This is a genomic window from Roseibium sp. MMSF_3412, from assembly GCF_030733265.1.
In the GTDB taxonomy this organism is placed as follows: Bacteria; Pseudomonadota; Alphaproteobacteria; order Rhizobiales; family Stappiaceae; genus Roseibium.
In genome coordinates this window covers 90,538-111,596 of the sequence record NZ_JASHJI010000011.1, presented here as the reverse complement: position 1 = coordinate 111,596, position 21,059 = coordinate 90,538, and the positions used below count along the sequence as shown (strand labels likewise).

Sequence of the window (21,059 nt, the reverse complement as noted above, 5' to 3'; positions counted from 1 at the left end):
GGGCGGATAGGCCGGTGAGCCGGCACCGTGACACGTGCGCGGGCTTTGCGGGCCGAAGGCTTCATATTTCCGTTTGACTCCGCGCGCCGGAGAGTTATATTGCGCGGGCTCGAAAAGGTTCATCTTTTTCGGGTTTTCTTTGTCGATCAAGGCCTGGCGGGCTTTTCGCTTCACGCAACCCGACACAAAGATCTGTCCGACGGATGGCAATCCGGTGGGACAGGCGCCTGAGTTCGACCTGAATGCAACCGGTGCTCTCGAGAGCCAAAAGGCCTGTGCCGGTGTCAAAAACGAAAAGAAGGACGTGCGCGACATGTTCGCTGTAATCAAAACCGGTGGCAAACAGTACACTGTTGCCGCAGACGACCTCGTGAAGGTCGAAAAACTCGACGCCGAAGCCGGCAGCACCGTCACGTTCGACGAAGTGCTCATGGTTGGCAACGGCACGGACACGACTGTTGGCGCTCCGACCGTGGAAGGTGCCAGCGTGGTTGCGGAAGTGGTCGATCAGGGCCGTGGCCGCAAGATCATCGTATTCAAGAAGCGCCGGCGTCAGAATTCCCGCCGCCGCAACGGCCATCGTCAGTCCTTCACCCTCGTCAAGGTGACCGACATCCTGACCGGTGGCGCAAAACCGGCCAAGAAGGCTGCGCCGAAAAAGGCAGCGCCGAAGGCCGAACCTGAAGCCGAAGCAGCACCTGCTGCTGAAGCGGCTCCGAAAGCCGAGGAAGCTCCGAAGGCTGCCGCGGCCAAGGAAACCAAGAAGGAAGACGCAGCTGTCGAGCCGCTCTTCACCGCACCGGACGGCAAGGACGATCTGAAGAAGATCTCCGGCGTCGGCCCGGTTCTTGAGAAGAAACTGAACGCTCTGGGCATCACCACCTACGAGCAGATCGTCAACTTCTCTGCGGAAGACATCGCCCGCGTTGATGAGGTCCTGAATTTCAAGGGCCGTATCGAGCGCGACAACTGGGTTGAACAGGCCAAGGAACTGGCAGGCCAGTAAGCCGCCGTTTCACGACTGTTGAATTAAGAATTCGAAGAACGAGGAGTTCTAACGATGGCACATAAGAAGGCAGGCGGTTCATCCCGCAACGGCCGCGACTCAGCTGGCCGCCGTCTCGGCATCAAGAAGTATGGCGGGGAATCCGTGATTCCCGGCAACATCATTGCTCGTCAGCGTGGCACCACGTGGCACCCGGGCACCGGCGTGGGCATGGGCAAGGATCACACCATTTTCGCGACCGTGGAAGGCAAGGTTCAGTTTAAGGCGGCCGCCAACAAACGAACACTTATCAATGTGGTCCCAGTGGCGGAAGCTGCGGAGTAAAGCCGACGTGAAGTTTCGAAGCGCCGGCGTCCCTTAAGACCCCGGCAATTCGAGACAGGTCAGCAACCAGAGACCAGTCGAAGATCCAAGGGGGAGATGGGGCGCCATCTCTCCCTTGATTTGTTTGTGCTGGAGGAAATGATGGTTGTTGAAAGCGATGGATTGTTAGACGAGAGCAGTTTGGTCGCGGCCCCGTTGCCGCAGGAAGCGGTTCATGTGCGGCTCGATGTGCCGCGCAAGGACGATCTGGCCGATCTGGTGTTTCTGGCCAACAACAAGACCGTGGCGGCAAACCTCGCCATGATGCCCCATCCCTTCACCCTGGAAAACGGCCGCGCGCTGATTGCGCGGGCGGCGCAGGTAAGAAAGAACACCGGCCTTTTTGCCATCCGGTTGAAAAGCACCGGCCGACTGATCGGCGTCGCGAAATATGCGGCGCTCGAAGAGGACGGAACCGTTCATGTCGGCTACTGGCTGGGTGAACCTTTCTGGGGTCAGGGCTATGCGACCGAAGCGGTGCATGCGCTGGTCGACCATGCCTTCACCCACCATGACATGGACGAGCTTCAGGGCTCCTGCCGGGTCACCAATCCGGCCTCGCGCCGGGTGCTCGTGAAATCCGGCTTCCAGTACCGGGATCAGGCGATGATCCGGTCCATCGGCGCGGGCGGGTCCGTGCCGATCGAAAGATATGTTTTGGACAGAACCGTTTGGAAGTCTTTGAAAGGATGGGGGCAGGGACAATGACCGGATTGCAGGAATTGAGAACGCGACGATTGATCTTGCGGCCGATCGCCATGGCGGACGCCGAAGCGATGATCGAACTGGGCGGCAAGGATTTCGAGGTTGCCCGCTGGATGACGTCGTTCGCCTGGCCTTACGAGGAAGGTTCGGCCGAAGCTTTCCTGAAGACGGTTGTCGGCAAGGACCCGCTGAAAACCGAAGCGGTGTTCGCGATCACGCTCGGCGGCGTTTTCATCGGGATCGCGGCGGTCGAGGCGCCCGGCGATCTGGACAATCTCGCCGATCATCCGACCCTCGGCTATTGGATCGGGCGAGCCTTTCAGGGGCACGGGTATGCCAGCGAGGCTGTTGAAGCGGTGATTGAATGGGCCTTTGCGGCTCATGGAACCGAGGCTCTTGCAGCACGCGCCTATGAAGAGAACTTCCGCTCCCGTGGACTGCTGCGCAAGCTCGGTTTCAAGCCCTACAGCATGACCGAACGGTTCTCCAGGGCACTTGACCGCAAGGTATCCAACGTTGTCGTCCGGCTGGCGCGCGCCGACTTCGAGGCTCGAAAGGCAGCGGCATGACGGCTTCTGTGATCCGGACCGGCCGGTTGACGCTCCGGCCACCGGTCCCGGACGATCTCGACCGGTGTGCCGAACTGCTTGGCGACTATGAGGTCGCCAAGATGCTGTCGCGCGTGCCATATCCGTATGACCTGGACCAGGGGCGGCAGTATCTGGAAAGATCGGCGGCGCGCTGGGAAGCTGTCGAAACGGCAGACGAACTCGGTTTTCATGTTGACCATGAAGGCGAATTGATCGGCGGTCTCGGCTTCAAAAAGTTGCAGGAGACCCCGGAGATCGGCTATTGGCTGGGGCGGCCCTATTGGGGCAGGGGGTTCATGAGCGAGGCCTTGACGGCTGCGATTGGCTGGGTGTTCGAAAACACGGCGCACGACCTTCTGGCCTGCGAAGCGATGATGGAGAACCCGGCCTCGATCAAGGTGATGGAAAAGGCAGGATTCCGGCCCGTTGGCGAAGTCGGCTGCGCGAGCGTGTCGCGCGGCGAGACCTTGCCCGCCATCAGAAGTGAAATGACACGAACGGATTTCATGCGCGGTCTTTGACCTTCACCGGTCATGGCCTGACAGCAGGACGAAAAAGAGAAGAAAAATGAAATTCCTAGATCAGGCCAAGGTGTATGTCCGTTCGGGCAATGGCGGCGCAGGCTGTGTCTCGTTCCGGCGCGAAAAATACATCGAATATGGCGGTCCCGACGGTGGCGACGGCGGCAAGGGCGGCGATGTCGTTATCGAATGTGTCGACGGTCTCAACACGTTGATCGATTACCGTTACAAACAGCATTTCAAGGCCGAGACCGGCATCCATGGCATGGGCCGCAACCGGACCGGCGCGCACGGCAAGGATGTCGTTCTCAAGGTTCCCGTCGGCACCCAGATCCTGGAAGAAGACAACGAAACGCTGATTGCCGATCTCACCGAACTCGGTCAGCGGGTCGTTCTGATGAAAGGCGGCAATGGCGGTTTCGGCAACGCCCACTTCAAGTCTTCGGTCAACCAGGCGCCGCGCCGGGCGAATCCGGGCCTCGAGGGCGAGGAAAAGTGGATCTGGCTGCGGTTGAAGCTGATCGCGGACGCCGGCCTCGTCGGCCTGCCCAATGCCGGCAAGTCGACCTTCCTGGCAACTGTGTCCGCCGCCAAGCCGAAAATTGCGGATTATCCCTTCACCACGCTTCATCCCAATCTCGGCATTGTCCAGATCGACGGCAACAGTTTCGCGATGGCGGATATTCCAGGGCTGATCGAAGGCGCACACGAAGGCACCGGTCTGGGCGACCGCTTCCTTGGCCATGTCGAACGCACACGGGTCCTCCTGCATCTGGTCGACGGGTCCGGCGAGCAGGATCCCGGCGAGGCTTACAAGGTCGTTCGCGGCGAACTGGAAGCTTATGGAGCAGGTCTCACCGACAAGCCGGAAATCGTTGCGCTTTCGAAATGCGACGCGCTTACCGATGACCTGATCGCTGAACAGTCCGCAAGCCTTGAAGCGGCCTGCGGTCAGAAACCGCTGATCCTGTCTTCGGCGAGCGGGCTCAATGTCGACCGGGCGCTGCGCATGATCGTGCGCGGCATCGACAAGGACAAGGAAGACGCAGCCAACCAGGTGCCGGCGCCCGAACAGGAGGGGTGGCACCCCTGATGTCGACCGACGCACATCGCAGTCTTGCGGCCTTCAAGCGGATCGTCGTCAAGATCGGGTCTGCCCTGCTGGTGGAAAACGGCGAGTTGAAGCGGGACTGGCTGGAAGCGCTTGTCTCCGACATCGTGCGGCTGATGGGCTCGGGCTCAGAAGTCCTGATCGTGTCCTCCGGATCGATTGCGCTGGGACGCGGCGAACTCGGATTGCCGAAGGGACCGCTCAAGCTGGAAGAAAGCCAGGCGGCGGCGGCTGCGGGCCAGATTGCGCTGGCACAAGCCTATGCTGGCGCGCTTGAAACGCATGGCAAAAAGGCGGGCCAGATCCTGCTGACGCTGGGCGACACGGAAGAACGGCGGCGCTATCTCAATGCGCGCGCGACAATCGGTATGCTGTTGAAGATGGGCGCGGTGCCGATCATCAACGAGAACGATTCCGTTGCCACCTCCGAAATCCGTTATGGCGACAACGATCGCCTGGCAGCGCGTGTGGCGACGATGGCAAGCGCGGACTGCCTTGTTCTGCTTTCCGATATCGACGGCCTTTATACCGCGCCGCCTTCGGAAGACCCGGATGCGGTTTTCCTGCCCGAAGTGCCGCGCATCACCGCGGAGATCGAGGCCATGGCCGGCAGCGCCGGATCGGAACTTTCGCGCGGCGGCATGAAGACGAAGATCGATGCGGGCAAGATCGCGACGGCCGCCGGCACATCGATGGTGATCACCTCCGGCAAGGAACTGAACCCGCTGGCACGGCTGAGCGACGGCGGCCGGGCAACCTGGTTTCCGGCGGCCGCGACACCGGCCAGCGCGCGCAAGGCCTGGATCGGCGGCCACCTGGAACCACGGGGCAAGATCACGCTCGACGCGGGTGCACTGACCGCCATGAAGTCGGGAAAGAGCCTGCTGCCGGCTGGCGTCGTCTCGGTATCAGGCACCTTTTCGCGCGGCGATGCGGTGACGCTTGTGAGCCCCGAAGGCCGGACGATCGGACGCGGTCTTGTTGCCTATGACGTTATTGAAGCACGCCTGATTGCCGGCCGAAACAGCCGGGAAATCGAGGCGATCGTCGGATATCCGGGCCGCGCCGAGATGGTTCACCGGGACGATCTGGTGCTTGAGGATGCGTTTTTGAACGGAACGCGGTAAAAGCAAGCAATTGTGCGGGCATGAAGATCCGCTTTTGAGGAGTGATGGAAATGCTGGACGTGGTTGAGGCAAGGACGACCGAAGATCTGATGGCAGAGATCGGGCAAAGGGCCCGTGCTGCCGGCCGGGTTCTTGCGACCGCACCAGCAGAAGCGAAGAACAGGGCCTTGAGCGAAATGGCGAAGGCCGTGCGCGCGGCAACGCCGGACATCCTTGCGGGCAACAGGCTTGATGTGGAGGCGATGAAAGCCAACGGTCAGACCGCAGCCTTCCTGGATCGCGGCACCTTGAGCGAAGAGCGCATCGAGGCGATTGCCAAGGCGCTGGAGGATATTGTTGCGTTGGAAGATCCGGTTGGCGGCGTGATCGCCGCATGGGACCGGCCGAACGGCCTCAGGATCGAACGGGTGCGCACGCCTCTCGGCGTGATCGGCGTCATCTATGAAAGCCGCCCCAACGTGACGGCGGATGCGGGCGCATTGTGTCTGAAGGCCGGGAACGCCGTCGTCCTGCGCGGTGGCTCCGACACGATACACTCCAACAAGGCCATTCATTCGGCGCTTCAGGCCGGACTGAAGGCGGCCGGGCTGCCCGAAGATTCCATTCAGATCGTGCCTGTCACCGACAGGGCCGCGGTCGGCGAAATGCTCAAGGGATTGCAGGGCAATCTCGATGTGATCGTGCCGCGAGGTGGCCGCAGCCTTGTCGGGCGGGTTCAGACCGAGGCGCGTGTGCCGGTGTTCGCACACCTGGAAGGGCTGGTTCACATCTTCCTCGACAAGGACGCTGACATCGCAAAATCCGTCGACATCATCGTGAATTCCAAGCTGCGCCGCACCGGAATTTGCGGCGCGCTCGAAACCCTTCTGGTACATCAGGACATCGCCCGCACGCAGTTGCCGGCCGTCGTTGATGCCTTGCGGGCAAAGGGCTGCGAGATCCGTGGATGCGACAAGGTGCGCGAGATCTGCGGCGACGTTCTTGCCGCAAGCGAGGAAGACTGGTCGACCGAGTATCTCGAAAAGATCCTGTCCGTCAGAATTGTGTCTGACCTCGACGCTGCGATGGAGCATATTGCGACCTACGGCTCCAACCACACCGATTGCATCCTGACAGAGAACCGGGCCACGGCGGACCGGTTCCAGGCGGAAGTGGATTCGGCCATTGTCCTGCACAATGCCTCCACCCAGTTCGCCGACGGCGGAGAATTCGGCATGGGTGCGGAGATCGGCATTGCGACCGGCCGCATGCATGCACGCGGGCCTGTCGGTGTCGAGCAACTGACCAGCTTCAAATACAAGGTTCACGGCTCGGGTCAGACCCGTCCATGAACCCATCGAACATCCAGGCCGGTCTGCATCAGGACTGGCTGAAGCTTCCGCATGTCGAGCCGGGAAACCGCATCGGACTGTTCGGCGGGTCCTTCAATCCGCCGCATTCCGGCCACCGCCTTGTTGCCCAGACGGTGCTCAGGCGTCTCGGTCTCGATCAGGTCTGGTGGTTCGTGACGCCCGGCAATCCGCTGAAAGATCACGCCAACCTGGCACCGCTCGAAAGGCGGCTGCACCTGACCCGCGCGCTGGCCGACCACCCGCGCATGAAAGTAACGGCATACGAGACCGTGCTCGGGACGCCCTATACGGCCAAAACGATCGTCGCGCTGCGCGCCATGCGCCCGTCCGTCCGATTCGTTTGGGTCATGGGTGCTGACAATCTTGGCAGTTTCCATCGCTGGCAGGACTGGCGGAAAATTGTCGCTTCCGTTCCGCTCGCGATTGTAGACAGGCCGGGAGCCTCGCTTTCGGTTTTGTCGTCGCCAATGGCAAAAGCTTATGAAAAATATAGACTTCCGGAAGAGGATGCAGGGCTTCTTCCCGACATGAAGGCCCCGGTCTGGACGTTTTTGCACACGCCGCTCGACCGGACATCATCAACCGATCTGAGAAACCTGACTGAATAGAAAAACTGTCATTTTTACCGAGAAAAAACCCCTGTCTTGAAAATGCCAAACGGGAAGCGGTATTATAGGGACGGTCGCGGCGAGCGCGGCCGAGGTACGGTCAACCGGTCCTGCATCCAAAACGGGTGACGTGAAACCGAACGATCTGGTTCGTGACGACGTTGGTTTCGGGACGGCACAAACGGCGAAAGGCACTACACCTGACCATGACCTTTGAAAGTGGGCGGACAGAATTGTCCTCTCCTCTGCAGGCTTCCGTAAGCGCTGATCTTGCGGCAGGTCTCCTCGATACGGTTCTCAGCAGTCTTGACGATTCCAAAGCTGAGGACCTGATAACCCTCGACATCGCTGGTAAAAGTTCTCTGGCAGATCACATGGTGATTGTGTCCGGCCGGTCACATCGTCATGTCGGCGCGATCGCCGATCATCTGCTCAAGGATCTGAAATCCTCCGGGGTCAAATCCGCAACGGTGGAAGGTCAGAGCACCTGTGACTGGGTGTTGATCGATGCGGGCGATGTGATTGTACATATTTTCCGTCCGGAAGTTCGCGGCTTCTACAATCTTGAAAAGATGTGGGCACCCGACACGGACGAAGCGCCGCAATTTATCGGCTGAACAGCCTCCCTTATCCGGCTTTCGGGCGTAGCGGCGCGAAAGCCGGTTGAGCCGGGATGCTCTTAGAGGAGCAGACCGGGTTGCCGCGAAGTTGAAACCGGAGTTCTTCCGGCAGGGATCTTATGCGCTTCACACTCTCCTGCGTCGGCAAGATGAAGGCAGGTGCCGAAAAGGACTTGCTCGAACGCTATCTTGACCGCGCTCGCAAGACCGGCCGCAGCCTCGGGGTCACGGACGTCCGCGTCGTCGAACTGGCCGAAAGCAGGGCGCAGCGGCCGGAAGACCGCAAGACCGAGGAAGCCACCGCCCTTATGGCAACGGTAGCCGGCGCGGCGCGGATCGTGGTTCTGGATGAAAACGGCAAGAACCTGACCAGTCCCGATTTCAGTCAGAAACTTGAGAATTGGAAGGACCAGGGCGTTTCAGATGTCGTGTTTGCGATCGGCGGGGCCGATGGTCACGGGGCCGAACTCATTGCACGGGCGGACCTGAAACTCGCGCTCGGGGCAATGACGTGGCCGCACCAGATTGCCCGCATACTTCTCGCGGAACAGATTTATCGCGCCATGACCATACAGTCCGGCCACCCCTATCACCGCGCCTGAGATTTCGCAGAACCGGCCTGCCGGCCGCATCCTTAAGTCTGGAACCCGACATGGCAGACATTCCCACGCTGCGCACCGAACGCCTGGTCCTGAGGCCGATGACGATGGTCGACTGGCCGGCCTATGTCGACTTTATGCAGACTGAGAGGTCCGCCGGGATGGGCGGTCCGTTCGACAAGAAGATGGCCTGGGCATTGTTTTGCCATGACATGGCCCAATGGCCGCTGATGGGCAACGGAGCCCTGATGATCGAGGAAAATGCATCGGGATCCTGCCTTGGACAGGTCGGTATCAATCATGGTCCCTTGTTTCCCGAGCATGAACTGGGCTGGTTCGTTTATCCGGAGGCGGAGGGCAAGGGTGTTGCCTACGAGGCAGCGCAAAGGTTTCTGGGTTGGGCGCGGAACGAGCGCGAACTGCCGAGCCTCGTCAGTTATGTTGATGAGGACAATTTGCGCTCGCGCCATCTGGCCGAACGTCTCGGCGCTGTCCTGGACAAGGACGCTGAGCGGCCCAACCCGGAAGATCTGGTCTATCGCCATTTCTAGAGCTTTTTCGTCGGGTTTCGTCCTCTGCCGGCGAGGTGCATGCTCCTTGAGGACAAGATCATTAACATTTGTTAACGCTTCAAGTGATCTGAAAACACGATTTCGCCCGTATCTCGCCGTATTCCGGACGTAACGGATTATGGGAACAATAAGGTGGAACAGACACAGGCGGTCGCGTAACCGCGAGGGTCACCGGATTAAGGTGCTGGTTACCTGAGTAAACGGTTCGTTAACGCAGTCAGTGTATCGCGGGAAGGGTAACCTTTGGGAGCTGACGAGAATTGAGACCGGATCGCATCAAGGCTGTGCGTCCTGGACATTGGAACTGGTGGACATCGGGCTCGTTCTTGCGTGGGCTCGCGCTTTGTCTCATGCTCGCGCCCACACCCTTGAATGCTAGTGAAAGTCTCGACGAACAGGCGCAGGCGGAAAGCGCCGGGCCGTCGGAGATCGATGCGTTTCTGGAACGCAAGAAGAAGCGGGAAGACGAACTGGCCGCGTTATCGCGGGATATCGAGGTGTCATCCGATCGTCAGGCCGCGATTGCGCGCGAGATCCGCGCGCTGGACCGTGACCGGGAAACGCTGAACGCGAAGATCATAAGCACCTCTGACACAATCAAGACGCTTGAAACGGAGTTGACCGATACCGAGCGCAGACTGATGAGCCTGGGCGAAAACGAAGACGCGGTCCGCCTCTCGCTGGTCGCGCGCCGCGATGTTCTGGCGGAAGTTCTGGCGGCCCTTCAGCGGATCGGCAAGCGGCCGCCTCCGGCGCTTGCCGTTCGTCCGAGCGATGCCCTTTCGGCGGTCCGCAGCGCGATTCTTCTGAACGCTGTCATGCCGGAGCTGAAGGTGGAAACCGAGGCGCTGGCGGCTGATCTGGCCGAATTGCAGCGCCTGAAGTCGGTGATTGCGGAAGAGAAAAACCGTTTGGGCGGTGACGCCATGCGATTGGCTGAGGAAAAGTCCCGTCTTGAACTTCTCCTGAGCGCCAAAAGGCAGGAACATCTGAAGTCGGTCAAGGTTCTCGAGGAGGAAAAGAGGCGCGCGGCATTGCTGGCCGATCAGGCCGGGTCCCTGGAAGAGCTGATTGCCAATCTGGAGGCCGAAATCGAGAGTGCCCGCGATGCGGCTGAAAAGTCGCGGCAGGCGGCGATTGACGCAAAACGGAACGCCTCGCGCAATTTTGATCCCTTCGCTGATCCGGGGCGGCTTGCGCCGCAGATAACGTTCGAAGAGGCTAAGGGCCGGTTACCGCAGCCGGTTGCGGGAACCCTGCTAAAGGACTTCGGCCAGGAAGATGAATTCGGTGGTGTGACGGAAGGTCAATCTATTGCCACAAGGCCGGGGTCTAATGTGACCTCGCCGGCGGACGGATGGGTGGTTTATTCAGGTCCTTTCCGTTCTTTCGGTCAGCTCTTGATCCTGAACACTGGCGACGGCTACCATGTGCTCCTCGCCGGCCTGAATCGGATAGATGCGGAATTGGGGCAGTTTGTTCTTACCGGGGAACCGGTTGGTGTTATGGGCGCGACCCAGTGGGCAAGCGCGTCGACGTTCGGCTTGGGTTCGACCCAGCCGATCCTATATGTTGAATTTCGGAAGGACGGCCGTGCGGTCGATCCCACTCCCTGGTGGGCACGCACAGAAGAAGAAAAGGCTCGCGGATGATACGGAAAGCTTCCTTGCTGCTGGTGGGTGCCCTGATGGGGGCTGCGGCAGTTACGACAATGTCCCAGATGCCGTTCAAGGTATCGGCTGCGGCAAACGCGGCTGCGACCGATACGTACCGGCAGCTCAATCTGTTCGGTGACGTTTTCGAGCGCGTGCGTTCAGACTACGTCGAGGTCCCGGACGATGCGCAACTCATCGAGAGCGCCATCAACGGCATGCTGACCTCGCTCGACCCCCATTCCAGCTACATGTCACCGAAGAGCTTCCGCGACATGCAGGTGCAGACACGCGGTGAATTCGGCGGTCTCGGCATTGAGGTCACCATGGAGGAAGGCCTCGTCAAGGTCGTTTCCCCGATCGACGAAACACCTGCTGCCAAGGCCGGTGTTCTGGCCGGTGACCTGATCACCTACATCGACGGTGAGCAGGTGCAGGGCCTGACGCTGAACGAAGCCGTTGAAAAGATGCGTGGTCCGGTCAACACCGACATCGTGGTGACCATCCGCCGCGAGGGACGCACCGAACCGCTCGACATCACGATCACGCGCGACATCATCCGCATTCGCTCGGTGCGCTGGCGTGAAGAGGAAGATGTCGGCTACGTCCGCGTGACCCAGTTCAACGAACAGACCTTCGACGGCCTCAAGAAAGGCATCGAGGAAACCACGGCCGCAATCGGTGAAGACAAGGTCAAGGGTTACGTGATTGATCTGCGTAACAATCCGGGCGGTCTTCTGGACCAGGCAATTGCCGTGTCCGATGCGTTCCTTGACCGTGGCGAAATCGTTTCGACGCGTGGACGGGAAGCCGATGAGACCCAGCGCTACAACGCCAGGGCCGGTGATCTGACCGATGGCAAGCCGGTGATCGTGCTCGTCAATGGCGGCTCGGCCTCCGCGTCCGAGATCGTTGCCGGTGCGCTGCAGGATCATCGCCGTGCGACAATCCTCGGCACACGGTCCTTCGGCAAGGGCTCCGTGCAGACGATCATCCCGCTCGGTGCCAACGGTGCGATCCGCCTGACGACGGCGCGCTACTACACACCGTCCGGAAACTCCATTCAGGCGAAGGGCATCGTGCCGGATATCGAGGCCTTGCAGGAACTGCCGGAAGAGCTTGTCGGCCGCGTTGAAACGCGCGGTGAGGCCGGCTTGCGCGGACACCTGGAAGCGGAAGGCGAAGAGCAGTCCGGCAGCCAGGCCTATGTCCCGCCGGATCCGGAAGACGACACCCAGTTGAACCTTGCGCTTGATCTTTTGCGCGGCGAACAGGTGAACAGCGCCTTCCCGCCGGTGTCCGACAGCGCCGCGGTCAAGAACTAACCGCCATTTGCGATCTGCTGTGCGCCGACCTCCGGCGCGCAGCCCCTCCATTCTCGTTCTGCGTATCCCGACAACAAGAATCCGCGCCGGTGCGACGCCGGAACAAAGGCCCAGAACGACATGTCGAGCGAAGATCTCACAGCTCCCCTAGGGATGGGCAAGCGGCGGCTGGTCAGGCTGCCGTTTGGCCTTATCGGCGTTGGCCTCCTGAGCGTCTTCATCACAACGACACTCATTTGGGTCGCGGTCGTGGACGATCCGCTGGGCGGTGAGCCGGTTGCGGTCATTCCGCTCGAGGCCACCGTGGAAGGCGTGACTTCCCAGGACATCGAAGTTGTCGAAATCCGGCCTGGCCTGAACGAGGATCTTGGTCCGAACCTGCGGCCCGACGCGGGTCAGGATCTGCTCGGACCGCGTTACAACATGGTGCAGCGGCCCGACGGCAAGGGACCGGAAGCCCCTGTCGAAAGTCTGTCCGCCAACCCGGATACGCGGGTGAGCGAGCGCTCTGAATACGGCTTTCTTCCGAAGGTCAGCGACGCGGGTGTCCGGCCTCTGGATGCCTATTCCCGCCCGGTCGTCCGGGAATTCACCTCCATCCCGAAGATTGCGGTGATCCTGAGCGGTATGGGTCTCAGCGAAACGGGAACGCAGAACGCCATTGACCGGTTGCCGGCGGATGTCACGCTCGCGCTTGCGCCTTATGGCGACGACCTCGATCAATGGATGCAGCAGGCGCGCACAAAGGGCCACGAACTGCTTCTGCAGCTGCCGCTGGAGCCCTTCGATTTCCCGGACAACGACCCGGGACCGCACACGCTTCTGGTGAGCCTGCAGCCCGCGGAAATGCTCGACCGGCTTGCATTCCTGCTGACGCGGGCGACCAATTATGTTGGCGCGATTCCCGACATGGGTGCACGCTTCACGGCGACCAAGCCGTCCATCCAGTATCTCCTGGAAAAGCTGAAGTCCCGGGGCCTGATGTTTGTCGACAACGGAACATCGTCCCGCAGTCTCTCCGCGGAGACGGCCAGCGAGTTGCGGATACCCTATTCCGGCGTTGACGTGGTTCTGGACGAGGTACCGCGCGAAGATGATATCGATGCAAAACTGCTCCAACTGGAGAGCATCGCGAGATCGCGCGGCGTTGCCGTTGCAACCGGATCGGCACTGCCCGTGACCGTCCGCCAGCTCGAGAAATGGGTGCGCGACCTGGAACAGCGGGGCCTTCAGCTTGTGCCGGTAAGCGCGACCATCGACGGCTAGTGCGGGGAAATTGAAGTCCGCTTCGCAGGCCTTGGGAGCAATGATGCGAACCTCAAATTCACCGTACCGGGGCCAAACTCCGATACGACTGATTTTCTGATAGGTGTTGAAGTGAAAAAGCATGCGCTTGGTCCGGGATTTCCTGAGCCGTCCGAAGGCCTGCCCTACCGTCCCTGCGTCGGGATCATGCTGATCAACGGCGAAGGCAAGGTCTGGATCGGCAGCCGGGACGATGGCGGCAGCACCGCCAACTACGAATTCGCATGGCAGATGCCGCAAGGGGGTATCGACAAGGGCGAGACTCCGATTGAGGCCGCGCGCAGGGAGCTTTACGAGGAAACCTCGATCAGCTCCGTCACGCTTCTGGAAGAAGCCCCGGACTGGTTCGCCTATGACTACCCGCCCGAAGTCGTCAGATCGACGCGCAAGGGCAAGTATCGCGGTCAGGCTCAAAAGTGGGTTGCCTACCGTTTTGACGGACATGATGACGAAATCAACATTCTGGCCCCGCCGGACGGCCATTCGGCCGAGTTCGCCGAATGGCGCTGGGAGCACGCGGCCCGCCTTGCGGACCTGATCGTTCCGTTCAAGCGGCCGGTCTATCTGCAGGTCGTGGCAGCGTTTTCCCACCTGACGTCCTGATCGCCCGCAACCGTCATCGTCAAAGCGTCAAGTTTTGAAGTTTCGTTGTCGCTTTTCAAACAGACAAGGCATTGTTCCACCGCTAGCATCCGGCTCAAATGGATATTCGGCACGGCAGTCGCGTATGATTTCCGTGTCTTTCCAGGACTTGGGCAAGAGCAGGGGCACGCGTAACAGGCCGCGTGCCTTGCACGTTTAGGAGGAACGCCAATGTCTTTCGGCAAGGGGCTTTCAAGAAAGCCGTCCCAGCCAAAAGGGCGTCAGTTGGAAGATGCGGCCCTGGGTGAAGTTCAGGCGCTCCTGGGCGATGAACCGCGCCGCAAAGATCTGCTGATCGAACACCTGCACAAGATTCAGGATGCCTATGGCTGCCTCGAAGCGCGGCACCTGAAAGCCCTGTCTGTCGAAATGCGGATGGCCCAGGCGGAAGTCTATGAAGTCGCGAGTTTCTATCACCATTTCGATATTGTTCGGGAGGAGGATCAAAAGCCTGCTCCCCTGACGATTCGCGTCTGTGACAGCGTGGCCTGTTCCATCAAGGGTGCCGATGCACTGGCCGCTTCGCTTGAAAGCGGTGTCGATCCGGCCAAGGTCCGGATCCAGAAGGTACCCTGTATCGGACGTTGCGCCGGTGCTCCGGCTGCGCAGGTCGGAAAACGGGCCGTCGACAATGCCAGCGAACTCTCCGTGCGCGCGATCCTGTTCGAGGGAAAGACGACGCCTGATATGCCGGACTACATCAAGCTCGATCAATATCGTGCGGATGGCGGCTACAGGTTGCTCGACCGTGTGCGCGCAGGCGAATTCGATGCTGCCGCCCTTGCAGGCATGGCGCTTGAAGCCGGCTTGCGCGGCCTTGGCGGAGCCGGATTTCCCACCGGAACAAAATGGAAGATCGTCAATGACCTTCCGGGCCCGAAATACCTGACGATTAACGGCGATGAAGGCGAGCCGGGCACATTCAAGGACCGCTACCATCTGGAACGCGACCCGCACCGGTTGCTTGAAGGGGCCCTGATCGCGGCACACGCGATTTCAGCGGACCGGATCTACCTCTATATGCGCGATGAATACCCGGCGGTGCTGGAAATTCTGGAAACAGAAATCGCGGCTTTGCGGACCTCCGGCATCATCACGAATATCGATATCGAGCTGCGCCGCGGCGCCGGTGCGTATATCTGCGGTGAAGAAAGCGCGATGATCGAATCGATCGAAGGCAAGCGCGGCCTGCCGCGGCACCGCCCGCCTTTCATTGCCCAGGTGGGCCTGTTCGGCCGCCCGACGCTCAACCACAACGTGGAAACGCTCTTCTGGGTCCGTGACATCGTCGAAAAGGGACCGGAGTGGTTCGCATCGCAGGGCCGGCGCGATCACAAGGGCTTCAGGTCCTTCTCTGTTTCGGGCCGTGTCAAGGAACCGGGCGTGAAACTGGCTCCGGCCGGGATCACCATGAACGAGCTTCTGGAAGAATTCTGCGGCGGCATGGAAGACGGCCACACATTCAAGGCTTATCTGCCCGGAGGCGCTTCAGGCGGCATCCTGCCTGCCTCGCTTGCCGACGAACCGCTGGATTTCGGCACTCTCGACAAACATGGCTGCTTCATCGGCAGCCACGCGATCGTCGTCTTTTCCGACCAGGATGACATGCGTGATGTTGCGCTGAACCTCATGCGGTTCTTCAAGCATGAAAGCTGCGGCCAGTGCACGCCGTGCCGCTCGGGAACGGAAAAGATGGAACATCTGCTCGCTGCCGGCGACTGGAACGAAACGAAGATTGCGGATCTTGACGCGGTCATGCGCTCTGCCTCGATCTGCGGCCTCGGTCAGGCTGCAAGCAATCCCGTGGCATCCGTGCTCAAGTTTTTCCCGGAGGAATTCGAAGGATGAGCCAAGTCACTTTCTCCCTCGATGGCAAGGATGTCACCGCTCAGGAAGGGGAAACCATCTGGCAGGTGGCCAAGCGCGAAGGCGTCGCGATCCCGCATTTGTGCCACAAGGATGCTCCCGGATACCGGTCCGACGGCAACTGCCGGGCCTGTATGGTCGATATCGAAGGTGAGCGGACGCTCGCGGCTTCGTGCATCCGCATGCCGTCCGAGGGCATGGTCGTAAAGACGGAAACGGAACGTGCCTCCAAGGCGCGGGAAATGGTGTTTGAGCTGCTCGCGGCCGATCAGCCAAGCCGGGAGGCCCACCCCGATCCGGAGAGTGATTTCTGGAAATGGTCTGACGCAATCGGCGTGAACGAAAGCCGATTCGCGCCTTGCGAGAAACCGCAGCAGGACATTTCGCACCCTGCAATCGCCGTAAACCTGGATGCCTGCATTGCCTGTAACCTGTGCGAGCGCGCCTGCCGGGAAGTCCAGGTCAATGACGTGATCGGGATGGCCGATCGCGGGTCGCACACGGCCCCGGTCTTCGACCTTGCCGACCCGATGGGTATTTCCACCTGCGTCGCCTGCGGCGAGTGCGTTTCCGCGTGCCCGACGGGCGCGCTGATGGAAAAGAGCCTTCTGGATGACACCGGCAAGGTGCGTGAAGTGTTCGCCGAGGAAACCGTCGACAGCGTCTGCCCGTTCTGCGGTGTCGGCTGTCTCACATCCGTCTCCGTCAAGGACGGCGAAATCGTGAAGGTTGAAGGCCGCGATGGCCCGGCGAACGAAAACCGGCTTTGCGTCAAGGGACGTTTCGGTTTCGACTACGTCTCGAGCCCGGAGCGGCTGACCAAGCCGCTGATCCGCCGTGACGATGCGCCCAAGCGCGGCGACATTTTCATGACGCTGGAAAACCATCTCGACTATTTCCGGGAAGCCAGCTGGGAAGAGGCGCTGGACCGCGCTGCCGGCGGTCTGAAGGCAGCCTTCGACGCCAAGGGCGGCGCGGGCGTCGCGGGCTTCGGCTCGGCAAAAGGCTCCAACGAGGAGGCCTATCTCTTCCAGAAACTGATCCGCCAGGGCTTCCAGACCAACAATGTCGACCATTGCACGCGGCTGTGCCACGCGTCTTCCGTGGCGGCGCTGATGGAAGGGATCGGCTCAGGTGCCGTGACAGCGCCCTTCAACGCCGCTGAAGATGCCGATTGCATGATCGTCATCGGCGCGCGCCCTGCGCAGAACCATCCTGTCGCCGCGACCTATATCAAGCAGGCGGCCAAGAAGGGCACGAAGCTGATCGTCATGGACCCGCGCGGCCAGGACCTGATGCGGCATGCGGATTACGGTCTGAAGTTCAAGCCCGGCACCGATGTTGCCATGCTGAATGCGATCCTCAATGTGATTATCACGGAGGGCCTTTATGACAGCCAGTACATCGCTGCCCATGTCGACGGGTTCGAAGCGCTGGCAGAAAAAATCCGCGAGTTCACGCCCGAGGCAATGGAACCGGTTTGCGGGATCGATGCGCAGACCCTGCGCGAGGTTGCGCGTCTTTATGCGACCAGTGCAAAATCCATCATCTTCTGGGGTATGGGTGTTTCGCAGCATGTGCACGGCACCGACAATGTCCGCTGCCTGATCGCGATGGCCCTGACGACCGGCCAGATCGGCCGCCCCGGAACCGGCCTGCATCCCTTGCGCGGGCAGAACAACGTTCAGGGTGCTTCCGACGCCGGTCTGATCCCGATGGTCTTCCCGGACTACCGGTCCGTTGAAAATGCGGATATCCGGGGTGAATACGAAGACGCCTGGGGCCGGACGCTCGATCCGGTGCGTGGGCTTACCGTTGTCGAGATCATGGACGACATCCTTGCCGGCGGCATCGAGGCGATGTTCGTGCAGGGTGAAAACCCGGCCATGTCGGACCCGGACCAGACCCATGCCCGCAAGGCCCTGTCTTCGTTGAAGCATCTCGTCGTTCAGGACATCTTCCTGACCGAGACCGCCTGGCATGCCGATGTTATTCTTCCGGCATCGGCACATGCGGAAAAGCTCGGCACCTATACCAACACAAACCGTCAGGTGCAGATCGGCCGTCCCTGCGTTCCGATGCCCGGCGAAGCGCGTGCCGACTGGCAGATCCTGATCGAGATTGCCAACCGCCTGGGCCTCGACTGGACCTATGACGGCGTTCCGGCCATCTACGAGGAAATGCGCTCGCACATGGCGTCCCTCAACAACATCTCCTGGGACCGGCTCGAGCGCGACGGAACGGTCACTTATCCTGCCGATGCGCCGGACAAGCCCGGCAACGAGATCCTGTTCGGCCAGTCCTTCCCGACGGCGGACGGGCGCGGCAAGATCGTGCCGACGGACCTTGTGCCACCGAGCGAGCTGCCGGATGAAGACTTCCCGCTTGTGCTCACCACCGGCCGGATGCTTGAACACTGGCACACCGGTGCGATGACGCGGCGCGCTGCGGTTCTTGACGCCATCGAGCCGGAACCCGTGGTTTCCATGAACCCGCGCGACATCAAGCTTTCCGGTCTCGAAATCGGTCAGCAGGTGACCGTTGAAACCCGGCGCGGTGCGATCACGCTGACCCTGCGTGCCGACCGGGACGTATCCAGCGGCATGCTGTTCATCCCGTTCTGTTTCTTCGAGGCACCGGCAAACTTCCTGACCAATCCGCAGCTCGACCCGTTCGGCAAGATACCGGAGTTCAAGTTCTGCGCGGCAAAAATTGGACCAGCCGAACACCGGCACGCGGCGGAGTGACAGATACAAAAAAGGCGGCCTCGGGGCCGCCTTTTTCATTCTTGTCTGTCAAACGGAGTATTCCAGATCGTTCCAGCAACGTCGCTGTATTGCTTGTTTGAAGCTGCAGGTCGGTCGACCGCGGGCGAGCTAGCGTGCTGTGCAGGTCACCGCGAGTACGTTCGACTTGAGCGCGGCAAGGAGCTGATCTAGGTCGCCGCGGCTGGAGGCACCGTATTTCAGCGCCATGACGGTAGTCACGAATAGATGCGCCTGTTGTTCAATGGTTAGGCCATTCTCACCAAGCGCGATCTCGTGAGGCATCAGCAACTCTCTCACCAACATCTCGTGGCGTTGGTGAGAGCGCGCGATCTCGTCGCGACCCGCCGCGTTGTGTCCGGAAACAAGATCTTCCGCATCTCCAGCCGTTTGCAGGAGTTCAAAGCTTTTTATCACCGTCTCGGCAAAGTAGGCGTCCAGCTTCTCCGACAATGTCGCGCATGTGTCCAGCCGTCCTCTGACAGCTGCCAGGTTGCGATCCGTGATCACGCGGATCGAGGCGCGGATGAGATCGTCCTTTCCGCCAAAAAGGTCGTAGAGCGTTTGCCGCGAAACACCCGCTTCTGCCGCGATGTCGGCCATCGCCGTCTTGCGCGCACCAAAGCGCACGAAGCATCGGATAGCTGCCTCGACAATTCTTTCTTCGGTTTCATTCAACGGCTTGGGCTGCGTTTCGGTCATAGAGGTCACATAAAGTGAATTCGACCACTTGACAAGTTACGTAAGAATGTAAAATACAAGCTTACAAAAATTATAAGGTTGTAAAGTCAGGCGGCGAATGACGTCAAAACACAATCGGCTTCCCAAGCCGCAAATGCTTCGACGGGCGACGCGCTGGGTTTTGGTTTGTTCAAACGCACCGGGATATCAGGAGTAACAGGATGTTCGGAAACATGATCTCGAACATGATGGTCAAGCCCTTTCAGTCACCGCTGTTCGACAGTCCGGAGGCCCATGGGCTCGACTATGAGAACGTGGAATTCAAGGCGGAAGATGGCGTCACGCTTCGCGGCTGGCTGATCAAGGGCGGGACCGGCAAGGTGATCGTCCAGAGCCATTTCGGCGTCCAATGCAATCGCGGCGGCTGGACCCCCAAGGGCCACGGCCCGATCGCCCCGTGGAAGCAGGATATCAAGTTCCTGCGCCAGGCCAAATACCTTATCGACCAGGGATACTCTGTCCTCATGTATGACCTGCGCGGTCATGGCGAGAGCGACATCGGCACTATCCCTTGGGTGAGCTGGGGGCCGGAAGAAGCCAAGGACGTGATCGCGGCCGTCGATTTTGCGAGCGAACGATATCCGGAGGCGTCAATCGGACTGCTCAGCATATGCATGGGTTCGGCATCGACCACGTATGCCTTTGGCCGCGAGGATAGCCTGGGCAAACGCACGATCCTCAAGGCGATGATCGCGGTTCAACCCCTTCTCTATACCTGTTTCATCAAGGCGCTTGGCATGCCGGGTTTTATGGCACGGTCAGGTGAAAAGGCCAGCGCGAAACGGCTCGGCTTCGACATGTCAGCGCCGGATTTCGTCAAGGACGCGCCGAAAGTGACAGTGCCCACTCTGGTCGTTCAGAACACCAACGATCCCTGGACCGAGATGGGCATGGTGCGCGACTACTACGACGCTTTGAAAGTGGAAAAGGACCTGATGCTGCTCGATCTCGAAAAGAGCCGGTTCGCCGCCTACGATTATCTTGGCACCCACCCCGAAGAGATGATGGGCTGGTTCGACAGGTATTTGTGATGGTCTGGACACTTTTGAAATGGGGCGTTCCCGCCCTCATCGTCGCTACGCTCGCAGGCGCTTTCCTGACGAAGAAAACCTTCCACGTGGAGACCGTGATCGAGGCTCCCGCCGAGACTGTCTGGGCGGTCCTGATGGACACCCCGTCCTATCCCGAATGGAACCCGGTTTTTGTCGAAGCCAAGGGCGACTATGCCCAGGGCGCGAAGCTCGCCTACAAGGTGCGCGACCCGAACGGCAAGCTGCTTGAAATGACGGGGAATGTTGTCACCCTTGCACCTTTAAGGGAGTTGCGGCAGACCGGTGGCGTTCCCGGGCTGCTGACATTCGACCATCGATGGCTGCTGGAACCGGTCGATGGTGGAACGAAAGTCATCCAGCACGAGGTTGATCGGGGTCTGGGGCTCTGGTTCTGGAACTCCGACTGGATTGAGCCGTCCTATGCAAAGACCCTGGAGGCGCTCAAGGAGCGCGTTCAAACAAAAAGGGCGCCCTGAGGCGCCCTTGGGGTTTCATTTCCATGCATACTCGCACGGGAATTGTCTGTGTGACCGCTCC

21 protein-coding genes are annotated in these 21,059 nt (G+C 60.4%); 20 read left to right on the top strand and 1 reads right to left on the bottom strand.

Features of this window, described 5'->3' with window-relative positions; genetic code table 11:
* The first annotated feature begins 313 nt into the window (after window positions 1–313).
* The 18 genes from RBB49_RS18945 (at window position 314) to fdhF (ending at window position 18,711) form a co-directional block, all read left to right on the top strand.
* Complete coding sequence (locus RBB49_RS18945; protein WP_306144517.1) at window positions 314–1,006, top strand: 50S ribosomal protein L21; 693 nt, start codon at window positions 314–316, stop codon at window positions 1,004–1,006.
* Between the two features lie 54 nt (window positions 1,007–1,060).
* A complete protein-coding gene (gene rpmA, locus RBB49_RS18940; RefSeq protein ID WP_305984616.1) occupies window positions 1,061–1,330 on the top strand; it encodes a 50S ribosomal protein L27 in 270 nt (89 codons plus the stop codon).
* Between the two features lie 141 nt (window positions 1,331–1,471).
* The gene (locus RBB49_RS18935; RefSeq protein WP_306144441.1) at window positions 1,472–2,077 is read left to right on the top strand and encodes a GNAT family N-acetyltransferase; all 606 of its coding nucleotides are present in this window, start codon (window positions 1,472–1,474) and stop codon (window positions 2,075–2,077) included.
* Window positions 2,074–2,643, top strand: a complete 570-nt coding sequence (locus RBB49_RS18930; protein ID WP_306144440.1) for a GNAT family N-acetyltransferase — start codon at window positions 2,074–2,076, stop codon at window positions 2,641–2,643. The genes RBB49_RS18935 and RBB49_RS18930 overlap by 4 nt, the downstream gene beginning before the upstream one ends.
* The gene (locus tag RBB49_RS18925) at window positions 2,640–3,185 is read left to right on the top strand and encodes a GNAT family N-acetyltransferase (protein WP_306144439.1); all 546 of its coding nucleotides are present in this window, start codon (window positions 2,640–2,642) and stop codon (window positions 3,183–3,185) included. Before RBB49_RS18930 ends, RBB49_RS18925 begins: the two co-directional genes overlap by 4 nt.
* 46 nt (window positions 3,186–3,231) lie before the next feature.
* Window positions 3,232–4,278 (top strand): GTPase ObgE, encoded by a 1,047-nt coding sequence (gene obgE / locus RBB49_RS18920; RefSeq protein ID WP_306144438.1) that lies wholly within the window; start codon window positions 3,232–3,234, stop codon window positions 4,276–4,278.
* A complete protein-coding gene (gene proB, locus RBB49_RS18915; protein ID WP_306144437.1) occupies window positions 4,278–5,423 on the top strand; it encodes a glutamate 5-kinase in 1,146 nt (381 codons plus the stop codon). Before obgE ends, proB begins: the two co-directional genes overlap by 1 nt.
* Window positions 5,424–5,473: 50 nt before the next feature.
* Window positions 5,474–6,754, top strand: coding sequence for a glutamate-5-semialdehyde dehydrogenase (locus tag RBB49_RS18910; RefSeq protein ID WP_306144436.1), 1,281 nt, complete (start codon window positions 5,474–5,476; stop codon window positions 6,752–6,754).
* Window positions 6,751–7,383 (top strand): nicotinate-nucleotide adenylyltransferase, encoded by a 633-nt coding sequence (locus RBB49_RS18905; RefSeq protein WP_306144435.1) that lies wholly within the window; start codon window positions 6,751–6,753, stop codon window positions 7,381–7,383. Before RBB49_RS18910 ends, RBB49_RS18905 begins: the two co-directional genes overlap by 4 nt.
* A 206-nt stretch (window positions 7,384–7,589) precedes the next feature.
* Window positions 7,590–8,000, top strand: coding sequence for a ribosome silencing factor (gene rsfS / locus RBB49_RS18900; RefSeq protein WP_306144516.1), 411 nt, complete (start codon window positions 7,590–7,592; stop codon window positions 7,998–8,000).
* A 122-nt stretch (window positions 8,001–8,122) separates the two neighbouring features.
* Window positions 8,123–8,605: a 23S rRNA (pseudouridine(1915)-N(3))-methyltransferase RlmH gene (gene rlmH / locus RBB49_RS18895; protein ID WP_306144434.1), complete on the top strand. Its 483-nt coding sequence runs from the start codon at window positions 8,123–8,125 to the stop codon at window positions 8,603–8,605.
* 50 nt (window positions 8,606–8,655) lie between these two features.
* A complete protein-coding gene (locus RBB49_RS18890; protein WP_306144433.1) occupies window positions 8,656–9,153 on the top strand; it encodes a GNAT family N-acetyltransferase in 498 nt (165 codons plus the stop codon).
* Window positions 9,154–9,434: 281 nt separating this feature from the next.
* A complete protein-coding gene (locus RBB49_RS18885; protein WP_306144432.1) occupies window positions 9,435–10,826 on the top strand; it encodes a murein hydrolase activator EnvC in 1,392 nt (463 codons plus the stop codon).
* A complete protein-coding gene (locus tag RBB49_RS18880) occupies window positions 10,823–12,151 on the top strand; it encodes a S41 family peptidase (protein ID WP_306144431.1) in 1,329 nt (442 codons plus the stop codon). Before RBB49_RS18885 ends, RBB49_RS18880 begins: the two co-directional genes overlap by 4 nt.
* A 120-nt stretch (window positions 12,152–12,271) precedes the next feature.
* Window positions 12,272–13,417, top strand: a complete 1,146-nt coding sequence (locus tag RBB49_RS18875) for a divergent polysaccharide deacetylase family protein (RefSeq protein ID WP_306144430.1) — start codon at window positions 12,272–12,274, stop codon at window positions 13,415–13,417.
* Window positions 13,418–13,528: 111 nt separating this feature from the next.
* Window positions 13,529–14,059, top strand: coding sequence for an RNA pyrophosphohydrolase (locus tag RBB49_RS18870; protein WP_306144429.1), 531 nt, complete (start codon window positions 13,529–13,531; stop codon window positions 14,057–14,059).
* Between the two features lie 210 nt (window positions 14,060–14,269).
* Window positions 14,270–15,946, top strand: a complete 1,677-nt coding sequence (locus RBB49_RS18865; protein ID WP_306144428.1) for an NAD(P)H-dependent oxidoreductase subunit E — start codon at window positions 14,270–14,272, stop codon at window positions 15,944–15,946.
* Complete coding sequence (fdhF, locus tag RBB49_RS18860) at window positions 15,943–18,711, top strand: formate dehydrogenase subunit alpha (RefSeq protein ID WP_306144427.1); 2,769 nt, start codon at window positions 15,943–15,945, stop codon at window positions 18,709–18,711. Before RBB49_RS18865 ends, fdhF begins: the two co-directional genes overlap by 4 nt.
* A 129-nt stretch (window positions 18,712–18,840) precedes the next feature.
* Here the strand turns inward: fdhF and RBB49_RS18855 are convergent, their stop codons facing one another.
* A complete protein-coding gene (locus tag RBB49_RS18855; RefSeq protein WP_306144426.1) occupies window positions 18,841–19,431 on the bottom strand; it encodes a TetR/AcrR family transcriptional regulator in 591 nt (196 codons plus the stop codon).
* A gap of 200 nt (window positions 19,432–19,631) precedes the next feature.
* On the opposite strand from RBB49_RS18855, the gene RBB49_RS18850 reads away from it, so the two are divergent.
* On the top strand, window positions 19,632–20,501 hold the full coding sequence (locus RBB49_RS18850; protein ID WP_306144425.1) for a S9 family peptidase: 870 nt from the start codon (window positions 19,632–19,634) through the stop codon (window positions 20,499–20,501).
* Window positions 20,501–20,998, top strand: coding sequence for an SRPBCC domain-containing protein (locus RBB49_RS18845; protein WP_306144424.1), 498 nt, complete (start codon window positions 20,501–20,503; stop codon window positions 20,996–20,998). The genes RBB49_RS18850 and RBB49_RS18845 overlap by 1 nt, the downstream gene beginning before the upstream one ends.
* The last annotated feature ends 61 nt before the right edge of the window (window positions 20,999–21,059 follow it).

What these genes read in the sequence shown, in the direction of transcription:
- fdhF (WP_306144427.1), top strand. Translation starts at nt 15,943, where the DNA reads ATGAGCCAAGTCACTTTCTCCCTCGATGGCAAGGATGTCACCGCTCAG.
- RBB49_RS18855 (WP_306144426.1), bottom strand. Translation starts at nt 19,431, where the DNA reads ATGACCGAAACGCAGCCCAAGCCGTTGAATGAAACCGAAGAAAGAATT.
- RBB49_RS18945 (WP_306144517.1), top strand. Translation starts at nt 314, where the DNA reads ATGTTCGCTGTAATCAAAACCGGTGGCAAACAGTACACTGTTGCCGCA.
- RBB49_RS18930 (WP_306144440.1), top strand. Translation starts at nt 2,074, where the DNA reads ATGACCGGATTGCAGGAATTGAGAACGCGACGATTGATCTTGCGGCCG.
- RBB49_RS18890 (WP_306144433.1), top strand. Translation starts at nt 8,656, where the DNA reads ATGGCAGACATTCCCACGCTGCGCACCGAACGCCTGGTCCTGAGGCCG.
- obgE (WP_306144438.1), top strand. Translation starts at nt 3,232, where the DNA reads ATGAAATTCCTAGATCAGGCCAAGGTGTATGTCCGTTCGGGCAATGGC.
- RBB49_RS18910 (WP_306144436.1), top strand. Translation starts at nt 5,474, where the DNA reads ATGCTGGACGTGGTTGAGGCAAGGACGACCGAAGATCTGATGGCAGAG.
- rlmH (WP_306144434.1), top strand. Translation starts at nt 8,123, where the DNA reads ATGCGCTTCACACTCTCCTGCGTCGGCAAGATGAAGGCAGGTGCCGAA.
- RBB49_RS18880 (WP_306144431.1), top strand. Translation starts at nt 10,823, where the DNA reads ATGATACGGAAAGCTTCCTTGCTGCTGGTGGGTGCCCTGATGGGGGCT.
- RBB49_RS18865 (WP_306144428.1), top strand. Translation starts at nt 14,270, where the DNA reads ATGTCTTTCGGCAAGGGGCTTTCAAGAAAGCCGTCCCAGCCAAAAGGG.
- RBB49_RS18905 (WP_306144435.1), top strand. Translation starts at nt 6,751, where the DNA reads ATGAACCCATCGAACATCCAGGCCGGTCTGCATCAGGACTGGCTGAAG.
- RBB49_RS18875 (WP_306144430.1), top strand. Translation starts at nt 12,272, where the DNA reads ATGTCGAGCGAAGATCTCACAGCTCCCCTAGGGATGGGCAAGCGGCGG.
- RBB49_RS18850 (WP_306144425.1), top strand. Translation starts at nt 19,632, where the DNA reads ATGTTCGGAAACATGATCTCGAACATGATGGTCAAGCCCTTTCAGTCA.
- RBB49_RS18935 (WP_306144441.1), top strand. Translation starts at nt 1,472, where the DNA reads ATGGTTGTTGAAAGCGATGGATTGTTAGACGAGAGCAGTTTGGTCGCG.
- rpmA (WP_305984616.1), top strand. Translation starts at nt 1,061, where the DNA reads ATGGCACATAAGAAGGCAGGCGGTTCATCCCGCAACGGCCGCGACTCA.
- proB (WP_306144437.1), top strand. Translation starts at nt 4,278, where the DNA reads ATGTCGACCGACGCACATCGCAGTCTTGCGGCCTTCAAGCGGATCGTC.
- RBB49_RS18845 (WP_306144424.1), top strand. Translation starts at nt 20,501, where the DNA reads ATGGTCTGGACACTTTTGAAATGGGGCGTTCCCGCCCTCATCGTCGCT.
- rsfS (WP_306144516.1), top strand. Translation starts at nt 7,590, where the DNA reads ATGACCTTTGAAAGTGGGCGGACAGAATTGTCCTCTCCTCTGCAGGCT.
- RBB49_RS18925 (WP_306144439.1), top strand. Translation starts at nt 2,640, where the DNA reads ATGACGGCTTCTGTGATCCGGACCGGCCGGTTGACGCTCCGGCCACCG.